We start from the raw sequence: 20,502 nt of genomic DNA, 5'->3' as shown, positions 1-20,502 counted from the left end.
AATTTGCTCGCTTTGTGACCTGAGCTTGTCATTGTCACCAAACCAGCGACTCTTGCCATTCCACACACCGATTGATCTAACAACGGAAATCGCAGGAGTTCCTCATGGTCGATATTGCGGCACGTGTGTACAATCATAAATGGCAGATTGACCCAATTATACGGTCTTTAATCGACACAGATTTCTACAAACTGCTGATGTGCCAGTCAGTGTTTCGAAATCGGCCCCAAACGGATGTGGTGTTTTCACTGATCAATCGGTCGAATCACATCCCCCTCGCCAAGCTTATTGACGAGGGCGAACTGCGCGAACAGCTGGATCATATCCGCTCGCTCAGCCTCAGCCGCGGCGAAAGCACATGGCTGCGGGGCAACATGTTCTACGGCAAGCGGCAGATGTTCCGATCCGATTTCATGGAGTGGTTCGAGAACCTACGCCTGCCGCCCTACCATCTTGAACGCAAGGGCGATCAGTACGAACTGACCTTCGAAGGCAAATGGCATGAGGTCATGTTGTGGGAAATCCCGGCCCTGGCCGTGTTGATGGAATTGCGATCCCGCGCGGTTCTGAACGACATGGGCCGGTTCGAGTTGCAGGTGCTCTATGCCCGCGCCATGACGCGCGTTTGGGAAAAAATTGAGCAACTGCGCGACATTGATGGGCTGGGCATTGCGGATTTCGGCACCCGGCGGCGTCATTCCTTTCTATGGCAGGACTGGTGCGTGCAGGCGATGATCGAAGGCTTGGGACCCGCATTTACAGGCACGTCAAACTGCCTGATCGCCATGCGGCGCGAGGTTGAGGCCATCGGCACCAACGCGCATGAGCTACCCATGGTCTATTCCGCGCTGGCCAACACGGACGCCGAATTGGCGCAAGCGCCCTATGATGTTCTCAGCGATTGGCATGATGAGCATGAGGGCAACCTGCGTATCATCCTGCCTGACACCTATGGCACTCAGGGCTTTTTGGATCGCGCGCCCGACTGGCTGGCAGGCTGGACTGGCATCCGCGTGGACAGTGGTGATCCGGCGACGGGGGCGGAAACCGCCATCAACTGGTGGAAATCACGCGGCGAGGATCCGCGCGAGAAGCGCGTGATCTTTTCCGACGGGCTGGATGTAGACAAGATCCGCGAGTTGCACGGCCAGTTTGCCGGACGGACCAATATTTCCTTTGGCTGGGGTACATTGCTGACCAACGATTTTCGCGGGTTGGTGCCGGATGACGCGCTTGCACCGTTTTCTCTGGTCTGCAAGGCGGTCTCGGCCAACGGGCGCCCGACGGTCAAATTGTCGGACAATCCCGAAAAGGCGATGGGTCCGGCGGATGAGATCGAACGTTACAAACGTGTCTTCGGGGTCGGTGCGCAAGAAGCGATCGAGGTCATCGTTTAGACCCTAACCATGGTAGTTCGCCACGGTTTTAAGCTGTGAGAAGCCATAGAGCGCCTCGAAACCCTTTTCGCGGCCATGGCCAGATTTACCGACGCCGCCAAATGGCAGTTCGACCCCGCCGCCGGCCCCGTAATTATTGACGAAAACCTGCCCCGCCTGCAGCCGTTTCGCCAACCTCATCTGCCGCGCGCCGTTGCGGGTCCAGATGCTGGCGACAAGCCCATAGTCGGTACTGTTGGCGATCTCTGCGGCTTCGTCCTCGGTGTCGAACGGGATCAGCACCTGCACCGGGCCGAAAATCTCATCCTGCGCCAACGCATGATCAGGCGGCACATCGGCGAATAATGTGGGCTGCACATACGCGCCTTGCGTCGGGGCGTCCTCCACGATCTGCCCAAGACCTGCGATATTCAGGTCCGTGCCCCTGGCCAGAAACCCCTCAACAATCTCTTTCTGACGGGCCGAGATCAACGGCCCCACCCGCAAATCCTGCACCGCAGGTCCAACGGTCAGATCAGCATAGGCCGCAACCATGCGCGCCTTGACTTGGCTATAAACCCCACGCTGCACCAAAATGCGGGACGAGGCCGAACAGGTCTGCCCCGCGTTCTGAATACCCGCATTCACCAGAAACGGAAGGGCCGCGTCCAGATCGGCATCATCAAACACCAGTTGCGGGGATTTTCCGCCCAATTCCAACGTTACTGGTACAACATTGCGCCCCGCCGCCTGCTGCACCAAGGCCCCTGTCGCGACCGACCCTGTAAACGAGATATGGTGGACGCCCGGATGCGCCGACAGTGCAGCCCCGGCTTCGGCCCCCAAACCCGGCACAACGTTTAGCGCACCAGCTGGCAAACCGGCTTGTTGGGCAAGATGCGCAAAGGCCAGCGCGGTCAGGCAGGCCTCTTCCGCCGGTTTCAGCACGCAGGCATTGCCCATCGCCAGTGCCGCCCCGACCGAACGCCCGATGATCTGCATCGGGTAGTTCCACGGCACGATATGGCCCGTCACCCCATGGGGTTCGCGCAGGGTATAAACAGTGTAGCCGTCCAGATAGGGAATCGTCTCGCCCATAACCTTATCCGCCGCGCCGCCGTAGAATTCGCAATACCGCGCCAAGGCCACCGCATCCGCGCGCGCCTGAGTCAGCGGTTTGCCCACATCCATCGCCTCCAACGCGGCCAGATCGTCCACGCGTTCAAGTACCAACTGACCCAATCGGGTCAGGATCCGCCCGCGTTCCATTGCGGTTTTACGGCCCCAATCCTCATCTAGTGCTGCCTGCGCAGCCGCGACCGCCGCGTCGATATCGGACGTATCCCCCAGCGCGATGCGACAGATTTCCGTACCGTCAGACGGGTTGATCAAAGGCAGGTCGACGCCAGCAGAGGGCGCGATCCACTCTCCACCAATCAAACAAAGTGCGGGGTTGAACCAAAGAGGATTGGGCATGTTTCTCTCCATTCAGGCTCTAATCATACATTTCAGCCAGCAAGCGTTCCGATATCAGGCAGCACCGGCGCGGCGTCGATCAGGGTACGGGTATAGCTGTGCTGCGGATGGGCAAAGACCTGCTCGGTCTCGCCTTGTTCCACGATCTTGCCCGCCTGCATGACCATCACCCGATCAGTGATCGTGCGCACCACGCTCAGGTCGTGGCTGATGAACAGATAGGTCAGGTCATAGGTCGCGCACAGCTCGGCCAGCAGATCCAGGATTTGCGCACGAACTGAAACATCAAGGGCCGAGACCGCTTCATCAAACAGGATCAATTCGGGGCGGATGATCAAGGCACGGGCAATGGCGATACGCTGACGCTGCCCGCCCGAGAACTCGTGGATGTATTTCCCAGCGTCATTAGGGCTGAGGCCGACGGCGGTCAGCATTTCTGCGATCCGGTCCTGCCGCTCGGTCCCAGTAGGCGGCGTGTCCAGCAAATGAAACGGTTCGGTGATCAAACGCGCGACTTTGTGGCGGGGGTTGAAGCTGCCATAGGGGTCCTGAAACACCACTTGCATTTTACGACGCACCGCAGGGTTTGGTTTGTGGCCCGTGAAAACGGGTGCGCCATCCAGACGGATTTCCCCCGCTTGCACCTCTTCCAAGCCCAGAATCGCACGCGTTAGGGTCGATTTTCCACATCCAGACTCACCTACCAAACCCAGTCGTTCACCACGATTGAGCGTAAAGCTGACCTGATCCACCGCGCGGTGGTGGCCCGGCTTGTCGAACAGACCCTTGCGCGGCAAGTGATAGTCGCGGACGACCTGAGTGACCTCTAACAACGGGCGATCCCCCGCTGTGTCGGGCAAGGCCACCTGATGACCCGAGGCCTCAAACAGCATACGGGTATAAGGGTGCTGCATGTTTCGCAGCAGATCGTCGGTGGGGCCAGCTTCCACGACCTCGCCGTGCCGCATCACGACGATCTGGTCTGCCATGTCAGCGACCACGGCCAGATCATGGGTGATCATCAGCAGACCCATGCCGTATTCGCGCACCAACCCCTTCAGCAGATCGAGGATTTGCGCCTGCGTTGTTACATCCAGCGCGGTTGTCGGCTCATCCGCGATCAGCAACGTGGGCCGCAAGGCAATGGCCATGGCGATGACAACGCGCTGGCGTTGCCCGCCCGACAACTCATGCGGATAGCGAGACAGGGGAAAGCGCTCCGGGGGAAGGCCCACGCGGCGCAACACTTCCTTCGTGCGGTCCAGAGCCTGCGTGGCAGGCATGGCCTTATGGATCAGGATCGTTTCCATGACCTGATCGCCGATGGTCTTCACCGGGTTCAGGGCTGTCATCGGCTCCTGAAACACCATCCCGATTGCGGCCCCGCGCAGGGCACACATCTCAGCTTCGGGAGTGGTCAGCACGTCGCGCGCTTCCAGCCGGATCTCGCCCTGCGTCTGCGCCCCGTTGGGCAACAGCTGCATCACGGCCAAAGCGGTCATCGACTTGCCCGAGCCGCTTTCACCTGTCACGGCGACGATATGGCCGGAATCAATGGACAGGTTGACCTGTTTCAGAATCGGCACCCCGTGGATGGACAGCGACAGATTTTCGACCTCAAGCAAACTCATGCGCGCGCCACCCTGATCCGGGGGTCCAGCCAATCGCGCAGCCCATCGCCCAGCAGGTTCAGACCCAGCACCGTGACAATGATCGCCAGCCCTGGAATCAGAGCCAAATGCGGGGCAAAACTGACCATTGTCTGCGCATCGGCCAGCATGCGGCCCCAGCTAGGTGTGGGCGGTTGCGCACCAAGTCCGACGTAAGACAGCCCGGCTTCGGCCAGTATCCCCAGCGAGAACTGGATGGTGCCCTGTACGATCAGCAGATTGGCGACATTGGGCAGGATATGTTCCGCCGATATGCGCGCAGCACCCTTGCCCGAGACACGGGCGGCGAGGATGAACTCACGCTCCCACAGGGACAGCGCCGCGCCGCGGGTGATACGGGCGAAGACGGGGATGTTAAAGATACCGATGGCGATAATCGCGTTGATCGCCCCTGCGCCGAATACGGCTGTGATCAGGATCGCAATGACCAGCGATGGGAAGGCAAAGACCAGATCATTGCCGCGCATGATCACCTCATCCAGCCAAGATCCTTTGCGCGCCGCCGCTGTCAGGCCAAGCGGCACGCCCAGCGCCATACCGATCCCCACGGCAACTAGGGCGACCGCAATCGACGTGCGCGCGCCCACCATAATCATCGAGAACATGTCGCGCCCGAAATGATCCGTGCCAAACCAGTTCTGTGCGCTTGGCGTCTTTAGCTTGCCGGGAATATCCAACGCGGCGTGGTCGTAAGGTGTCCAGACAAAGGACACCAGCGCCGCCAGCAGAACCAGCGAGGACAGCAAGGCGCCAAGGATCAGGTTGCGGCTCATGTCCGGCTCCTGAGGCGGGGATCGACGGCAGCATAAGCCAGATCGACCAGGAAATTCACGGTGATGACGGCAAAGACCAGCAACATGACAACCGATTCCACCACAATCAGATCACGGGCCGAGATCGCCTGAAACACCAAGCGCCCAAGGCCGGGCAGATAGAAGACCTGCTCGATAATGATCGACCCAGCCAAGAGGAATGAAAACTGCAGCCCAATGATGGTCAGCACCGGGATCAGCGCGTTGCGGACGCCGTGCCGCCACAGGGCCTGACGGCGCGACAGACCCTTGGCGCGAGCAGTGCGCATGAAATCCTCGCCCAGAATATCCAGCAGAGATGACCGCATGACCCGCGCCAGAATCGCTGCTTGCGGCAAGGCCAGCGCGACGGCGGGCAACGTCAACGAATGCAACCCGGTCCAAAACCCCTGATCCCAACCTGCGAACCCTCCGGCGTTGAACCAGCGCAGGTTTATGGCAAAGATCAGCACCAGCATCATGGCAAACCAGAAATTGGGCACCGCAATGCCCAGCTGCGTCGCACCCATCACGGTCAGATCGCCGGGCTTGCCCCGACGCGCAGCAGCGTAAATCCCGGCAGGGAAGGCAATCAGTGTCGACAAGGTCAATGCATAGAGCGCCAGCGGCAAAGACACCCAAAGCCGATCCTGGATCATCTGCGAAACTGGAGTGCGATAGGTATAGGAGGTGCCGAAATCACCCACCAGCATTCCGCTGACCCAATTGAAGTAGCGCTCAAGCTTTGAGCCATCCAAGCCCAACTCAGCCCGTAGCGCAGCTAGCGTGTCCTCTTGCGCGTTTACGCCCAGCATGAAGGATGCCGGATCGCCCGGTGCAACCTCGATCACTGCGAAGATCACGACCGAAGCAACAGCCAGGCTGATCATCAGCGATATCAAACGTTTGAGAGCGTAGCGCAGCATAGATCGCACGTTAGGGTCACAGGCGCCGTTGGTCCAGCGTCTAAGGTATCAGCAAATAAGCAGAAACCGCGTAGCCGACGATCGCGGCATATCCCAGAGGATAGATCCACTTAACCGCGTAATTGTCCAGCTTGCGCGCAGTGTCCTCGCGCCCGGCGACCTTGAGTCTGCGCAAGGCGACGTTGAACACGATCAGCGCCCCGGTCATCAAGAACATCCATTGCAGAACGAAATCCAGAAAGGTCAGATAGCCCAGCTTGGGCAGATCAGCAGAAATCGCCCAGTTGAAAGCAACGAAGACCAGCAGGTTGCCCCCCGCAATCTCGATCCGTTTGCGGTATTCGTCCAGAAAGAACAGCGCCCAGCCAACAGCAACGAGTACCAGCATGGGCATGAACACCCTGATCATGTAGTAAGTCTGATGCCTGCTGCCCTGAAAGGCCAGCGCCAACTGATCGCTATCTTGCCCCGACAGACCCTGAACCTGGGTTTTCACCATTCGCGCATTGCCCAGAACCCATTCTTCCTCGCCCAGCAGATCGCCCAGACCCGAGTAGTCTTCCAGCGGGTAATACGTCACGTAATCCGAGGGAAAGACTGAAACGACCTCGAAATAGAAATCCTGCGTGTCGAACGGATACTTGCGGAAATCGAAATGAGGGGCCTGCAAGGTCAGCGAAGATTTCTCGACATAAACCACCCGCCCGTCGCTGCGCAGCGAGGCGGCGGCCTCGTGTATCCATTTGTTGGATTGCTGATTGTGGATCACGAAAGCGGGCATGACGGCGCCAATCTCGGCCGCGTGGTCCGCCAGGTCAGACGGGTTGAAGACCCGAATGTCTCGCCCCGTCTTCTCTGAGTCAAACGCCAGCAGAGGGTCCGTCCATTCGAACCGCAAAACCGCCACCGCCCCATAGTTTTCCGCCTTTTGATCGACGCTTGTAATCTGGTTGATCCTGATCCCAACGCCCACATTCAACGGATTTTCGGGGGTGCCGGCCAGTGCGTCCAACCGGGTGCTCAGCGCATTTTGCGCACCCGCCATCGAGGCCAGCCCGCAGAGCGTACACACGCATAGCAAAAGAACATGGAAAGACGTCATGATACTGCTCACCCTGACCCTGGCAAAACTTGGGGCCGCGCAACACGGCCCCAGTTCCGGTCATTCAGACCAACTGATCTGCGTCAGATCGATGGCAGCCGTGGGCGCGTTCTCCCACAGGCCCTGCACACCTGCTTTGGCAACACCCAGCTTGGCCAGCTGGAACAGATAGCCGTTGACAAAATCGGTGGCGATCAGGCGTTGCGCATCGCCCAGCAATTTCTTGCGCTGATCCGGGTCGGTTGTTTCGTTCAACAGTTCCATCAGAGCCTGAAAGTCGCTGCTGTCATACTGGAAGTAATAGTCGGGCCGCGCATAGATGCCGATATCCATCGGCTCGGTATGGCTGACGATAGTCAGGCCAAAATCCTTGCCCTTGAACACCGATTCCAACCATTGCGCCCATTCAACATTGATGATCTCGGCCTTGATCCCGACCTCGGCCAGTTGCGCCGCGATGATCTCACCGCCGCGACGGGCGTAAGAGGGGGGCGGCAGGTGCAACGTGGTTTCGAACCCGTCAGCATAGCCTGCATCAGCCAGAAGCTGCGCGGCTTTTTTGGGGTCATAGGCCGAATTGCCGGTCAGATCGACATAGGCCGGATTGTGCGGTGCGAAATGAGTGCCGATGGGGGAGCCATAGCCGAACATCGCTCCGTCAATAATCGCCTGCCGATCGATCGCATGGGCCAAAGCCTGCCGCACGCGGATATCGTCAAAGGGTGGCTTTTTGTTGTTCGTGGACAGGATCGTTTCGCCCTCGGTCGAGCCGACCAGCACCTGAAACCGCGAATCCGCCTCGAACTGAGGCAGGTTTTCGGGGGCCGGGAAATTGTCGAACACATCCACATCATCGGCCATCATCGCAGCAAATGCAGCGGTCGGATCCGAGATAAACTTGAACGTAGCGGTCTCCAACGCGGGTTGATCGCCCCAATAGTTCGGGTTGCGGTTCAGCGTGATGCTGTCGCCCTGCACCCAGTCGCCAAAGGTATAGGCCCCGGTACCAACCGGGTTGGTCTTGATGTTCTCGATGCTTTCAGGCGCGACAATCACCGCATCGCCCCACGCCATGTTGAACAGGAAGTTCCCGTTCGGTGCAGACAACGTGACCTTGACAGTCAGCGGGTCCACCACCTCGACACTGTCGATCCCGGCAAACAGGGCTTTTTGCGCGTTGGCGCTGTCTTCGGCGCGGGCGCGGTCAAGGCTGAACTTGACGTCCTCGGCATCCATGGTCGAGCCGTCATGGAAGGTCACCCCATCATGCAGCTTGAAAGTATAGACGGTGCCGTCATCCGAAATCTCCCAGCTTTCCGCCAGCCCCGGCACGACCGAGCCATCGCCCATAAAACGGGTCAACCCTTCGAAGATATTAGTATAAACGACCGAATCGATGGCCTGCGCGGCGGCGCTTGTCGGGTCCAGATGCGGAGGCTCCAACTGCATCGCAATGGTAATATCGGATTTGGCCCAAGCCTGCCCGGCGAAGAGGCTGGCTCCCACGGCCAACACCGACGCAAAGGACCGAAACGTCTGCTTTGTCATGTAAATCACTCCCCACTGAAAATGTGTGACCCTTCGTTTCCGAGGGTCGTTCTGAGACCAATGTCCCCATAAACCCAAGGTCAATCAAGGAAATGTTCGCGCAACCGGGGTTTCTATGGCCCATGTCGATCTGTTATGCCGCGCTGCAACATGAACCCCGGAGCAACGATCATGAGTGCCACCGCCCGCAAAAAAGCCCCAAACGCCCAGGATATCCGCGACCTCAAAGGCGGCGAGCCCATCGTCAGCTTGACCGCGTATACCACGCCGATGGCGCGGTTGATGGATGCCCATTGCGATTTCGTACTGGTTGGCGACAGCGTCGGCATGGTGCTGCACGGGCTGGAATCGACGCTGGGCGTGACGATGGAGATGATGGTGATGCACGGGCAGGCCGTCGCCCGCGGGCTGAGCAATGCGATGATGGTCATCGACATGCCCTTTGGCAGCTATGAACACTCCCCTGCCGACGCCTTTCGCAACGCTGCGCGTCTGATGGCTGAAACCGGCGCCGGTGCCGTCAAGCTGGAGGGCGGGGTTGAGATGGCCGAGACCATCCGATTTCTGGTCAAGCGCGGTATCCCGGTAATGGCCCATATCGGTCTGACTCCACAATCGATCAACACGCTGGGCGGCTACAGGGTACAGGGCCGCGATGATCAGGCCGAGGCGGTGCTGGCCGACGCCCACGCCGTCGCAGATGCAGGCGCGTTTTCGGTCGTATTAGAGAAGGTTCCGCAAGGTCTGGCAGATCGCATTACAGCCGAGGTCGCGATCCCCACCATTGGCATCGGAGCCTCGGCTGGCTGTGACGGGCAAATCCTTGTGGTCGACGACATGGTGGGCTTTTTCACCGCCTTCAAACCGAAATTCGTCAAACGTTATGCCGAACTTGGCCCACTGGCCGAGGCCGCCATCGCCGAATACGCCGCCGAGGTGCGCGCCCGCACATTCCCGGCGGACGAACATGTCTTTGCCAATCAGGCTCCGTCCAAAGGACCAAAGACATGACAGCCCCCATCCTGCGCCGCCTTGCCGATCTGCGCGTGTTGACGACAGAATGGCACCGCAACGGTGAGGTCATTGGCGTGGTCCCCACCATGGGCGCGCTGCATCAAGGTCACCTGTCACTGGTTGAGGCCGCCAAGGCCGGGGCCGACCGCGTGATCGTCACGATCTTTGTGAACCCCAAGCAGTTCAACAACCCCGAAGACTTGGCCAATTATCCGCGCACGGAACATCAGGACGCGCAGAAACTGGGCCCATTTGACGTGGATGCGATATATGTGCCCGATCCTGATGAGATCTATCCGCAGGGCTTTGCCTCCACCGTTTCCGTCACTGGCCTGACCAACGTGATGGAGGGTGAATTCCGTCCCGGCCATTTCGACGGAGTCGCCACCGTCGTCGCGAAACTGTTCCTGCAAACGCAAGCAGATCGGGCCTATTTCGGCGAAAAAGACTATCAACAACTGATGGTCGTGCGCCGTATGGCCCGCGATCTGGACATCCCGATTGAGGTGCTTGGCTGCCTCACCGTCCGCGAACCCTCGGGGCTGGCGATGTCATCGCGCAACCTGCGTCTGTCTCCCGAGGGACTGGAAATCGCCGCCAACAAGCACCGGATCATGAGTGATCTGGCCGCCGCACTGCGGGACGGGGCAGAGTTCGACACTCTGGCCGCGCAGGCGCAGACCGATCTGCTGGCCACAGGGTTTACGCAGGTCGAATATATCCAACTGCACTGCGCCGAGACGCTGGAACCGCTGACCCATGCCGACCGCCCCGCCCGGCTGTTTGTGGCGGCCTGGGCGGATGGGGTGCGACTGATCGACAATATTCCGGTCTGAACGCTCTGGCAACCGCGCTATTGTTTGCGCTAAAGTCCTGCAAAACCAATACCGGAGGGGGGCGCGGGGCATGACCTATATTCTCGCCATTGATCAGGGTACCACATCATCGCGGGCCATTCTGTTTGACGCTGAAATGCAGCGCGCGGGCACCGCGCAGCACGAATTCACCCAGCATTTCCCGCAGGAAGGCTGGGTGGAACACGACCCCGAGGAAATCTGGGACAGCGTATTGCGCGTCTGCCGCGAAGTGATGGACACCAACGGCGTCACCCCGGATCAGATCGCGGGCATCGGCATCACCAACCAGCGTGAAACCACCGTGGTCTGGGATCGCGCCACCGGCAAACCGATCCACAACGCCATTGTCTGGCAGGATCGCCGCACTGCCGAGATTTGCGCCCGCTATAAACAAGCGGGGTGTGAGGACGACGTGACGGCCCAGACCGGCCTGCTGCTGGACCCATATTTCTCGGGCACCAAGGTGAAATGGCTGCTGGATACTGTCCCCGGCGCGCGCGAAAAGGCCGAAGCCGGAGAGCTGCTGTTCGGCACCATCGACAGCTTCCTGATCTGGCGTCTGACCGAAGGCCGTAGCCACGCCACCGACGCCACCAACGCCGCGCGCACCCTGCTGTTTGACATCCACAAGGGCGCATGGAGCGCGGAAATTTGCGATCTGCTGGATGTGCCGATGTCGATGCTGCCGCAGGTTCACGATTGCGCCTCGGATTTTGGAGAAACGACCCTACTAGGGGGAAATATCCCGATACTGGGCGTGGCGGGCGACCAACAGGCCGCCACCATCGGGCAGGCCTGTTTCCAGCCCGGCATGATGAAATCCACCTATGGCACGGGCTGTTTCGCGCTGCTGAACACGGGCGACAAACCGGTTGAATCGAAAAACCGTCTGTTGACTACCATCGCCTATCAGCTGGACGGCAAACGAACCTATGCGTTGGAGGGCTCGATTTTTGTGGCCGGGGCTGCGGTGCAATGGCTGCGTGATGCGTTGCAGATCATCGAAACTGCCCCCGAAAGCGGCGATTTGGCGCAACAAGCAGACCCCAATCAACATGTCGTGCTGGTGCCCGCCTTTACCGGGCTGGGCGCGCCTTACTGGAAACCCGATTGCCGCGGCGCAGTGTTTGGTCTGACCCGAAATTCAGGTCGGGCCGAGTTCGCCAAGGCCACATTGGAAAGCATCGCCTACCAAACCCGTGACCTATGGCACGCCATGCAGGGCGACTGGGGCGCGGATACCGATGTGACCTTGCGCGTGGACGGCGGGGCCAGCGCCTCGGATTGGGCGATGCAGGGGTTGTCGGACTATCTGGGGGCCGAAGTTGACCGTCCGGTGATGCAGGAAACAACTGCCCTGGGCGCGGCGTGGCTGGCCGGAATGCGCGCGGGGGTCTATCCCGATCAGCAAGGGTTCTCGGAGACCTGGGCGCTGGATCGCCGGTTTAAACCAGAGATGTCGCAAGAGGATCGCGACGCCGCCTATGACCGTTGGAAACGGGCTGTTTCGGCCGCGATGGCGTTCTGAACCCGGTGAGGGATCAGCTGTGATCCTTCATCAACCGCTGCTTCTGACGTGACCAGTCGCGCTTGGCCTGCGTTTCACGCTTATCGTGCAGTTTCTTACCCTTGGCGATTCCAATCTTCAGCTTGGCCCGGCCCTTGTGATTGAAATACAAAACCAGCGGCACCAGCGTCATACCCTTGCGCTGGGTCGCATTCCACAGACTCGACAATTCCTTGCGCGATACCAACAACTTGCGGCGGCGGCGTTCTTCATGCTTGAAGACCTTCGCCTGCTCGTAAGGCGCGATATAGCTATTGATCAGCCACAGCTCTCCGTCATCGACCGAGGCATAGCTTTCGGCAATGTTCGAGCCACCCGCGCGTAAGGATTTGACCTCGGAGCCTTCCAGCATGATGCCGCACTCAATATCCTCTTCGATCGCGTAATCGAAGCGGGCCCGCCGGTTTTCGGCGATGACTTTGTAGTTCGGGTCGGTCTTCTGCTTCTGCTTGGCCATGACGCGTTGATTTAGGCGGCTTGGCGCGGCCTTGCAAGCCCTCAGGTCTTGGCCGAGATGATCAGGTCGGGGCCGAAAATCGTGTCGGCGTGGTTGTGCAGATAAATCTTGAGCCAGGGTGTGAATCGCGCGGGGTGGCGCTGCACCTCGGCCAGAAGGTCGTGATAGTCGATCCAGCGGATATCCATCACCTCGTCGGGGTTCGGTTCGATCTGCAATGGCCCACGCACATGAGCGAGGAACACGTCCACCACCTCATGCTCGATCATCGAATTGCCCACATCGGCGTGGTATTCCAGCCGGTGACGGTATTCGGGATAAAGCCCGGTAATCCCCAACTCTTCGCGCAGGCGGCGCACTGCGCATTCCGAGGGCGTCTCACCCCAGTCGGGATGGGTGCAGCAGGTATTCGCCCACAGGCCCGGCGTATGGTATTTGCCCATCGCCCGGCGTTGCAGCAAAATCTCGGTGCCGCGCATGACAAAGACCGACACCGCCTTGTGCCGCAAACCCTTTTCATGCGCTTCAAGCTTGTCCACGGGGGTCAACTCGCCATCGACCCAGGCCGGGATCATGATTCCCATCTTTCAACTCCTGCTGCCTGCCCGACGGACAGGTCGGGCTCGTTCGGCTGCGTATGTCCAAGGTGGCGATGTTGAGCACTCATATCAATCGCACGAAAGGCCGCAGGGGGACTGCGGCCTTTCGATGAATCTCAGGAGATCGGTGTCAGATATTATTCGCCCGAAACGCTGACGATATAGGCATAGACGTCTTCACCGCCGGATTTCAGCCGGAAGGTCATTTTCGACTTGGCCGCTGTGTCATCCAGATAGGTTTTCAGGAAGGCTTTGGGGTCCTGAACATATCCAACGAAAGTCGTTTCATCCCAGACCAGGCCATTTTCACCTGCAGCGACAAGGCTGTCGCCATATTTGAATCCATCAACGGTACCAGCGGTACGGCCTGCGATGGCGTAGAGGTTCGGACCGGTCTTGCCGCCTTTGACGATGGCTTCACCGGAGGCATCGGCGATCTGGTGGCAGGACTTGCATTTGTTGAACGCTTTCTTGCCCGCTTCGGCGTCACCTTCTGCATAGGCAGGAAGGGCCAGAAGACCGGCAACTGCGGTGGCGAGGATACGATTCATAGCTTTTGCTCCGATACGAATTGGCTGCACTGAATGGATCGTCAGTGTAGATGAGAGTCAACGCGCAGATTGCCGCGCGATGGCACTGTGTCACAGCCCGACTTTGGTCGTCCTTAACTTAAGTCATGTATCTGTGACCAACAGGGTAACAGATCCCCTGTCTGTGGCGTCGCCTCAAAGATGGCGCGACCTATGGCGCGGGCCAGACAGACGGCCGCTGCGTGTCCCAGCGCTCCTATCTGCATCGGGTCACCCCCAAGCGGGCGGGTCCCCGTGCTGACTGCAAAGACCAGGTCCCCGTCGCCCGGCGTATGGGCGGGAACGATGGCGCGGGCAATACCATCATGGGCGGCAACCGCCATTCGATGACATTGCGACTTGGACAGTTTGGCGTCGGTGGCGACAATCGCGATGGTGGTATTTGCTTTGTCCGGCGCCGCCGGGTGCATGGCCTGCGCCTTGCGGCTGGGGGCTGGTTGCCCCAGACCCGAATTCGGGTCGGGTCCCAGTCCTCCGAATTCACTACCCATTTCGAACGGCGCGGCCCAGAAATGGCGATCACCCGGCGTGGTGACACTGCCCAGTGGGTTCGCCGCCGCCAAAGCGCCGACCGTGATGCCATTGGGCAGAACGGCAGAAGCCGAGCCCAGCCCGCCCTTTTGCATCGCTGCCAATGCGCCGGTGCCGGCCCCAATGCTGCCGAGTTCAAATTGATCTGAGGCCGAGAGATACGCTTGATGACCCAAGCTGCGATACGGATTTTCCACCCATGCCTTTTCACCGCCGTTCAGCAAGTCAAACAGGATGGCGCCCGGAACGATGGGGACCACAGCCGCGCCGACGGCGAAGCCCCGACCCTGCGCGCGCATGGCATCCGAGACGCCGGAGCAGGCATCTAACCCGAAGGCCGATCCCCCGGACAAAACGATGGCGTCGACTCGGTCCACGGATTTGTCCGGGGCGAGAAGGTCCGTCTCACGCGTGCCCGGAGCGCCGCCCATCACATGGACCGATGCGGTGAATGGGCTGGCGGAGGTCAGGACTGTGGTGCCGGATTTCAGCGCGGCGTCCTGTGCGTTGCCGACCAGCAGGCCGGGGATATCGGTGATCAGGTTTTTGGGTCCGGGTGTCACGACTAGCTGGTCCGATGGGGGCGGGAAGCGCGCAGGCGCGCTGCCTCCGGCGGGGATATTTTTGGCCAGATGAAGGGCGGATCAGATACAGCGGCCACCATCGACCTCCAAAGCTGTGCCGGTGATCATGCTCGCCTCATCCGAGCACAGGAACAGGGCGGCGTTTGCCATGTCTTGCGGGGTTGAGAAGCGGCCGAGCGGGATGGTTGAGATGAATTTGGCGCGGATTTCCGGCGTATCTTCGCCCATGAAGGATTTCAGCAGCGGGGTTTCACCGGCCACCGGGCAGATGGCGTTGACGCGCACACCGGATGAGGCCAGTTCCACAGCCATGGTTTTGGTGGCCGTGATCATCCAGCCTTTGGACGCGTTGTACCAGTTCAGGTTCGGGCGCGGCGACAGGCCCGCCGTGGATGCCACGTTCAGGATCGCGCCTGCGCCGCGCGCCTTCATCGCCGGGACAAAGGCGCGGGCGGTCAGGTAGACGGATTTCATGTTCACGTTGAAGACGCGGTCGAAATCATCCTCGGTCACGTCCTCCAGCGGAGTTGGCAAGTGGGTAACGCCCGCATTGTTGACCAAAATGTCGAGGGTTCCGAAGGCTGCGGTTGCGGCGTCGGCCATGGCCTCAACCGAAGCCCGATCAGCTACATCGACCTGTTGCGCGGAGGCTTGGTCGCCAAGAGACGTGGCCATGTCTTGTGCCGCCTCGCCGTTGATATCCGCGATCATCACGCGGGCACCTTCGGCTATGAATGTCTGCGCGATGCCTGCACCGAAACCGGATGCACCGCCGGTCACGATTGCCGTTTTGCCCTTAAGCCTCATAGCCTTGCCCTCCCGTTTGGGGATCAGACTAGCAAGGCACCGAGAAACTGCCAGTTCAATCTTCGTTGACCCGTCCGCGCAGGGCCTTGACGTCAGAGCGTGCCTTTTTCGCCGCCAGCCGCCGTTTCACCGACCCATAGGTGGGTTTGGTGGCGATGCGCCGTTTGGGTTTGATCAGGGCGCGGGAAATCAACTCGGCCAGACGGGCGCGGGCCAATTCCCGGTTTCGGGCTTGTGACCGCGTTTCCTCGCACTGGATGATGATCGCGCCATCCTTGGTCCAGCGTCGTCCGGCCAGCCGTTTCAACCTGTTCTTCACCGGATCAGGCAGAGATGGCGAGCGCGCGGCCTCGAACCGCAACTCGACCGCGGTCGAGACCTTGTTCACATTTTGCCCACCAGGGCCGGAGGACCGAACAAAGGTTTCGGTCATTTCCCAGTCTTGCAGGGTAATATCGTCGGTGATGCGCAACATGAGGCGGACCTTAGCGAGCGCGAACGGAAACAAAAAGGGCCGCCCCGGTGGGACGGCCCTTCGAAAGTACAGGAGGTTGGGTCGGTTAGGTCAATCGACCAGCCGGGGTAAACACCCCGCCAAGGGCTGCCCTAGCAGGCGATCCCCCCGGTTGTTCCGACACCTCTCTCCAATCTCTTTCTCGACACTGGATCACCTCCTTTTCTATCTGTTGCGGTTGACAAGGATGGTGACACAAGATGCGCCATTCTCAAAGCACTTTTTTACGCGGGCTGTGCAGTCAATCGACCAACGATCACTTTGAACGGGATCAGGGCGATCAGGGCCAGCGACAATTTCACCAGCCAATCCGCAAAGGCCAGCGTCACCCACAAGGGTGCCATCGGGCCGGTCAGCATGAAGGGCACCGGCTCCCACGCCCAGTTGATCGCGGCGTCCGCATTGGCGCCGAAGAACGTGACCGAGGCCGAGAAGGCCAGCATAAAGAAGATCGCCGTATCCAGCGCAGACCCAACCAGTGTCGATACCAGTGGTGCGCGCCACCAGCGTCCGCCGCGCAGCGAATTGAACACGGTGACGTCGGTCAGCTGCGCGATCAGGAAAGCGGTGCCCGAGGCTACGGCGATGCGCAGCGGGACGGCGGCATAGGTGAACCCGTCACCTTGCAACATGATCTGGCTGCCGATCAGCGAGCAGATGATGCCGGTGACAAACCCGGCAAACACGACCTTGCGGGCCGGGCCCACGCCATAGACGCGGTTCATGATGTCCGTGACCAGAAAGGCCAGCGGATAGGTAAAAGCACCCCAGGTCAACAGCCCGTCAAAGATCAGGAACTGGACCAGAAAGTTCGAAGCCACGACAATGGCGGCCATGGCAAAAATGCCGGGAATAAAGCTGCGTTTCATATTTTGATGCCCGTTTTGTCAAGGTAGCGGCGACTTGGCCAAGGGACCGTCCCAAGGCAAGCCGTGCGTTTAGACCCTTGGGTGTTCTGAGTCAATCGGGCAGAAGATACTCGACCAGCTCGGTACGTTGCAGCGCCAGAAAGTTGTCATCCGAGATCATGGTGGCGCGCAAACGGTCTTGGTCATCGCGCCAGATGGACAGCCCCTCGAGGTTGTCATGCGTGCCGGTGCCCGTTTCAAACAGGGTTTCTTCGCTGGTCACCTCCCCGTCGCCCAACTGCCAGCGTCGCAAACGCGAGCGGAAGCCGGTCCACCCGACTGCGCGCTCTAACAGGTAAAACCGCCCGTCAGGGCCGACATCCGCCGCAACAGGCAAAAACTTACCGCGTTGCGGCAAGACAAAGGGGGTCGCCCAACCCCGACCATCCCAACGGTAGACGGGAATATCACCCTGCGCGGTGCGGTTCTTTTCCGGCAAGGTATAGAGACGACCGCTGGAATCCATCGCCAGCGCCTCGAACGACCCGTTGCCATTCAATGCGTCGAACGCTTTGGGGCGCGGCAGAACACGGGCTTTGGCCTTTAATCCTGTGTAATGCGCGACACGGTGGATACCCTCGAAAGAGACGTAAAAGCTGCCATCCGGGGCAACGGCGATCCCTTCGGAATCGCCCGCTGTGCCAGACATGGCGCGCCCAGTGCTGGACAAAAGCCGCGCGTGGTCGGTCAGGGTGACGCCGGTGATCTGGCCCCTGTCGCGCTCGATCCGAGCCTCGATGACCGTGGACCGATCGCTAAGCGCGATTATGCGCTGCCCCTGATCATAGACATGAACGGCAGAAAATCCGCCGAACCACGCGGCGGGGTGTTTCCAGGTGTAGCCGCTCAGGTGCGAGGCCGTTTTTGCCTCAACTGCCCAAACAGCACCTGCGACCAGAGACGCGGCGATCAGTTGGATTGCAGAACGGCGGCGCATTGTTGGGGCAGATCGGCAAGTCGGTATTCTCGCCGGGGCTTCGGCGCAGGCGCATTCGGGTCCGGTGGCGGCGGGTTGAGAATGTTGTTCACCCATTCCTGCGCCTGTGCGCAGCCGTCACCCTTGGGGGGTGGGTCCTGATTGACACAGCCGCGCGACCCTCTCGGGCAAGCCAGGCGAACGTGGAAGTGATAGTGATGCCCCCACCAAGGCCGGATCTTACGCAGATAGGAACGGTTGCCTTTCTCATCCTTGCACATTTGCACTTTGGCACCGGGGAAGACAAAAATCCGAGCGACGCGCTTGTCCTTGGCAGCTTCGCGCAGCACCGCGTGGTGTTGCTTGGTCCAATTGCCGTTTACAAAGGCCCCGTTTTCACGGCGCAGGGAGATGGACGAGATATTCTCGCGCGCCTTGCGGGACAGGCGCATATTGTCACCGGGCAGCATCCAGATGTCGATATCCAGACCCAACTGGTGCGAGCGGTGCCCCGAGGTCATCGGCCCGCCCCTCGGCTGGCTGATATCCCCGATATAGAGACCATTCCACCCCGGCTGTTTCGCCGCAAACCGGCTGAGGTCCTGCGCGAAGTCGATCGCCTGCGGGTGCCCCCAATTGCGGTTGCGCGACAGGCGCATGGCCTGCCATGTCGGACCGGTTTCAGGCAGCTGCACCGATCCGGCGGCGCATCCGCGCGAATAACTGCCGAAAGCAGCCGATTTTTGTTCTGACCCGACCTTCTGGGCCCCGAAAAGCTGCTTGGCCAAGGGTTGTGCCGTGGCTGTGCCTGCCAATGTGATTGCGGCCAAAATGGCCAAAAAACGTAGTAAAATCATCTGCTCTGATCCCCTTCCGGTTTCACCCAGCGCATAAGGATTAGACCCAGAATAAACAAAGCGATGATCGGTGACACCCCCAGACGCGCACTGCCGGTCACACTTGTTGCAATCCCGATCAGCAACGGCGCGGCAAAGGCGGTTGCACGCCCCGACAAACCATAAAGACCAAAGCTTTCCACCGGAGCTTTGGGGTCAGTGTGCCGCACCATCAGAGACCGGCTGGCCGATTGCAGGATGCCCCCCATACCCCCGATCAGAACGCCACAGCCGAAGAACACCATGTCCGGCAAGCCTGAACCTTCGGGCAAAGCAATGCCGTAAATCTGTGTCCGGTCCATCGACACCACGGTGATACAGACAAATATCAGCACCCAGATCGCGACCAAAATCACCGGTTTAGGGCCGTATTTCTTATCCGCCTTGCCCCCGATCCAAGCAAAGATAGCCGAGGCCAGAACGCTCACAATCCCGAACACGCCGATCTTGATCAGGCCCCATTCCAGCACCAGCCGCGCATAGACCCCGCCAAAGCTGTAAAGCCCGTTCAGCGCATCGCGGTAGAACATGGACGAGCCCAGATAAGTCGCCAGACTGACCCGGTGGCGCAAGTCCGAGACGGATTTGCCCAGCAGTTTCAGCGCATCCCCGACCGATCCCTGTTTTCCGCTATCAGGATCGTCCTTTACCCACAGGAAATACGGCACCATGAACAGGATGAACCAGATCGCGGTAAAGGGTCCGACGAACCGCGTGCCCTCCTGATTGGCCGCATCCAGCCCTAGGATCGGAGCAATCCCAATCAGCGTCTTGCCGTTGGGTTGCTCGACAAACAGCGTCAGCATGATCGCAAGCGAGATCAGCCCGCCGAAATAGCCAAAAGCAAAGCCCGAGCCTGAAATTTCGCCCACCTCGCTGTCATCACCCAGTTCGGGCAGTTGCGAGTTGATAAAGATCAGCGCGTATTCCGCCCCCACAAAACCCAGACCAAAGGCCGACAGCATCAGCCACATGTTTGACCCGTCAGGCAGCGTGTACCACAGCGCGGCGGACCCCACAGCATACATGACCGAGAAGGCAAAAACCCAAGGGATGCGCCGCCCCGACACATCGGCCATCGCCCCCAGCAACGGCGCGCCAAACGCGATGATCAGCCCGGTGATCGTCAGGCAATTGGCCCAAACCGTCTGCGCCCGCGCCGCGGCGGCTTCGGCATCCAGCCCGGTGCCACTGAAATACCCCGCAGCAACCCCTGCGAAATAGGGGCCAAAGACAAATGTCACCAGCAACGTATGAAAAGGTTGCGACGCCCAATCGAAAAACCACCAGCCCCAGATGCGCTTGCGCTTGGAAATCTCTACCATGACCGCCCCTGTTTTTTCTTGCTTCAATAAGACGGGGCTTTGGGTCAA

At 59.9% G+C, this 20,502-nt stretch carries 20 protein-coding genes; 4 read left to right on the top strand and 16 right to left on the bottom strand.

Annotation, left to right across the window (positions count from 1 at the left end):
• The first annotated feature begins 104 nt into the window (after nucleotides 1-104).
• A complete protein-coding gene (gene pncB / locus ACR0DB_RS08335; RefSeq protein ID WP_480550083.1) occupies nucleotides 105-1,397 on the top strand; it encodes a nicotinate phosphoribosyltransferase in 1,293 nt (430 codons plus the stop codon).
• 3 nt (nucleotides 1,398-1,400) lie between these two features.
• Here the strand turns inward: pncB and ACR0DB_RS08330 are convergent, their stop codons facing one another.
• From ACR0DB_RS08330 to ACR0DB_RS08305, 6 genes are read right to left on the bottom strand one after another with little or no spacing between them, the layout of a single operon-like run.
• The gene (locus ACR0DB_RS08330) at nucleotides 1,401-2,852 is read right to left on the bottom strand and encodes an aldehyde dehydrogenase family protein (protein WP_480550081.1); all 1,452 of its coding nucleotides are present in this window, start codon (nucleotides 2,850-2,852) and stop codon (nucleotides 1,401-1,403) included.
• 32 nt (nucleotides 2,853-2,884) lie between these two features.
• The gene (locus ACR0DB_RS08325) at nucleotides 2,885-4,483 is read right to left on the bottom strand and encodes an ABC transporter ATP-binding protein (protein WP_480550079.1); all 1,599 of its coding nucleotides are present in this window, start codon (nucleotides 4,481-4,483) and stop codon (nucleotides 2,885-2,887) included.
• Nucleotides 4,480-5,295 carry an ABC transporter permease gene (locus tag ACR0DB_RS08320; RefSeq protein WP_209195758.1) on the bottom strand — a complete coding sequence of 272 codons (816 nt, stop codon included), beginning with the start codon at nucleotides 5,293-5,295 and terminating at the stop codon, nucleotides 4,480-4,482. Before ACR0DB_RS08320 ends, ACR0DB_RS08325 begins: the two co-directional genes overlap by 4 nt.
• Nucleotides 5,292-6,239, bottom strand: coding sequence for an ABC transporter permease (locus ACR0DB_RS08315; protein WP_170772926.1), 948 nt, complete (start codon nucleotides 6,237-6,239; stop codon nucleotides 5,292-5,294). The genes ACR0DB_RS08320 and ACR0DB_RS08315 overlap by 4 nt, the downstream gene beginning before the upstream one ends.
• 40 nt (nucleotides 6,240-6,279) lie before the next feature.
• The gene (locus ACR0DB_RS08310) at nucleotides 6,280-7,341 is read right to left on the bottom strand and encodes a ligand-gated ion channel (RefSeq protein WP_170785236.1); all 1,062 of its coding nucleotides are present in this window, start codon (nucleotides 7,339-7,341) and stop codon (nucleotides 6,280-6,282) included.
• 60 nt (nucleotides 7,342-7,401) lie between these two features.
• A complete protein-coding gene (locus ACR0DB_RS08305) occupies nucleotides 7,402-8,889 on the bottom strand; it encodes an ABC transporter substrate-binding protein (RefSeq protein ID WP_480550077.1) in 1,488 nt (495 codons plus the stop codon).
• Nucleotides 8,890-9,060: 171 nt separating this feature from the next.
• Between ACR0DB_RS08305 and panB the strand changes: the two genes are divergently transcribed.
• The 3 genes from panB to glpK all read left to right on the top strand — a co-directional run bounded on the left by panB (nucleotide 9,061) and on the right by glpK (nucleotide 12,288).
• On the top strand, nucleotides 9,061-9,900 hold the full coding sequence (gene panB, locus ACR0DB_RS08300; RefSeq protein ID WP_480550075.1) for a 3-methyl-2-oxobutanoate hydroxymethyltransferase: 840 nt from the start codon (nucleotides 9,061-9,063) through the stop codon (nucleotides 9,898-9,900).
• Complete coding sequence (gene panC, locus ACR0DB_RS08295) at nucleotides 9,897-10,739, top strand: pantoate--beta-alanine ligase (protein ID WP_480550073.1); 843 nt, start codon at nucleotides 9,897-9,899, stop codon at nucleotides 10,737-10,739. Before panB ends, panC begins: the two co-directional genes overlap by 4 nt.
• A 70-nt stretch (nucleotides 10,740-10,809) precedes the next feature.
• Complete coding sequence (gene glpK / locus ACR0DB_RS08290) at nucleotides 10,810-12,288, top strand: glycerol kinase GlpK (protein ID WP_480550071.1); 1,479 nt, start codon at nucleotides 10,810-10,812, stop codon at nucleotides 12,286-12,288.
• A 13-nt stretch (nucleotides 12,289-12,301) separates the two neighbouring features.
• On the opposite strand, the gene smpB is transcribed toward glpK, so the two are convergent.
• The 10 genes from smpB to ACR0DB_RS08240 form a co-directional block, all read right to left on the bottom strand.
• Nucleotides 12,302-12,784 (bottom strand): SsrA-binding protein SmpB, encoded by a 483-nt coding sequence (gene smpB / locus ACR0DB_RS08285; protein ID WP_170755184.1) that lies wholly within the window; start codon nucleotides 12,782-12,784, stop codon nucleotides 12,302-12,304.
• Between the two features lie 41 nt (nucleotides 12,785-12,825).
• A complete protein-coding gene (gene idi / locus ACR0DB_RS08280) occupies nucleotides 12,826-13,368 on the bottom strand; it encodes an isopentenyl-diphosphate Delta-isomerase (protein ID WP_480550068.1) in 543 nt (180 codons plus the stop codon).
• A gap of 152 nt (nucleotides 13,369-13,520) precedes the next feature.
• Complete coding sequence (locus tag ACR0DB_RS08275; protein WP_170772938.1) at nucleotides 13,521-13,934, bottom strand: c-type cytochrome; 414 nt, start codon at nucleotides 13,932-13,934, stop codon at nucleotides 13,521-13,523.
• A gap of 113 nt (nucleotides 13,935-14,047) precedes the next feature.
• Nucleotides 14,048-15,067, bottom strand: a complete 1,020-nt coding sequence (locus ACR0DB_RS08270) for a P1 family peptidase (protein WP_480550066.1) — start codon at nucleotides 15,065-15,067, stop codon at nucleotides 14,048-14,050.
• An 81-nt stretch (nucleotides 15,068-15,148) separates the two neighbouring features.
• Nucleotides 15,149-15,895: an SDR family oxidoreductase gene (locus ACR0DB_RS08265; protein ID WP_480550064.1), complete on the bottom strand. Its 747-nt coding sequence runs from the start codon at nucleotides 15,893-15,895 to the stop codon at nucleotides 15,149-15,151.
• 55 nt (nucleotides 15,896-15,950) lie between these two features.
• On the bottom strand, nucleotides 15,951-16,370 hold the full coding sequence (gene arfB / locus ACR0DB_RS08260; RefSeq protein WP_480550062.1) for an alternative ribosome rescue aminoacyl-tRNA hydrolase ArfB: 420 nt from the start codon (nucleotides 16,368-16,370) through the stop codon (nucleotides 15,951-15,953).
• Between the two features lie 263 nt (nucleotides 16,371-16,633).
• The gene (locus tag ACR0DB_RS08255; RefSeq protein ID WP_480550060.1) at nucleotides 16,634-17,278 is read right to left on the bottom strand and encodes a queuosine precursor transporter; all 645 of its coding nucleotides are present in this window, start codon (nucleotides 17,276-17,278) and stop codon (nucleotides 16,634-16,636) included.
• 91 nt (nucleotides 17,279-17,369) lie between these two features.
• A complete protein-coding gene (locus tag ACR0DB_RS08250; protein ID WP_480550058.1) occupies nucleotides 17,370-18,254 on the bottom strand; it encodes an esterase-like activity of phytase family protein in 885 nt (294 codons plus the stop codon).
• Nucleotides 18,227-19,090, bottom strand: a complete 864-nt coding sequence (mepA, locus tag ACR0DB_RS08245) for a penicillin-insensitive murein endopeptidase (protein ID WP_170785255.1) — start codon at nucleotides 19,088-19,090, stop codon at nucleotides 18,227-18,229. The genes ACR0DB_RS08250 and mepA overlap by 28 nt, the downstream gene beginning before the upstream one ends.
• The gene (locus tag ACR0DB_RS08240; protein ID WP_480550056.1) at nucleotides 19,087-20,454 is read right to left on the bottom strand and encodes an MFS transporter; all 1,368 of its coding nucleotides are present in this window, start codon (nucleotides 20,452-20,454) and stop codon (nucleotides 19,087-19,089) included. Before ACR0DB_RS08240 ends, mepA begins: the two co-directional genes overlap by 4 nt.
• Nucleotides 20,455-20,502: the final 48 nt, after the last annotated feature.

Source organism: Ruegeria sp. AB6, from assembly GCF_056542685.1.
This window is presented reverse-complemented; position numbering and strand designations above follow the sequence as displayed.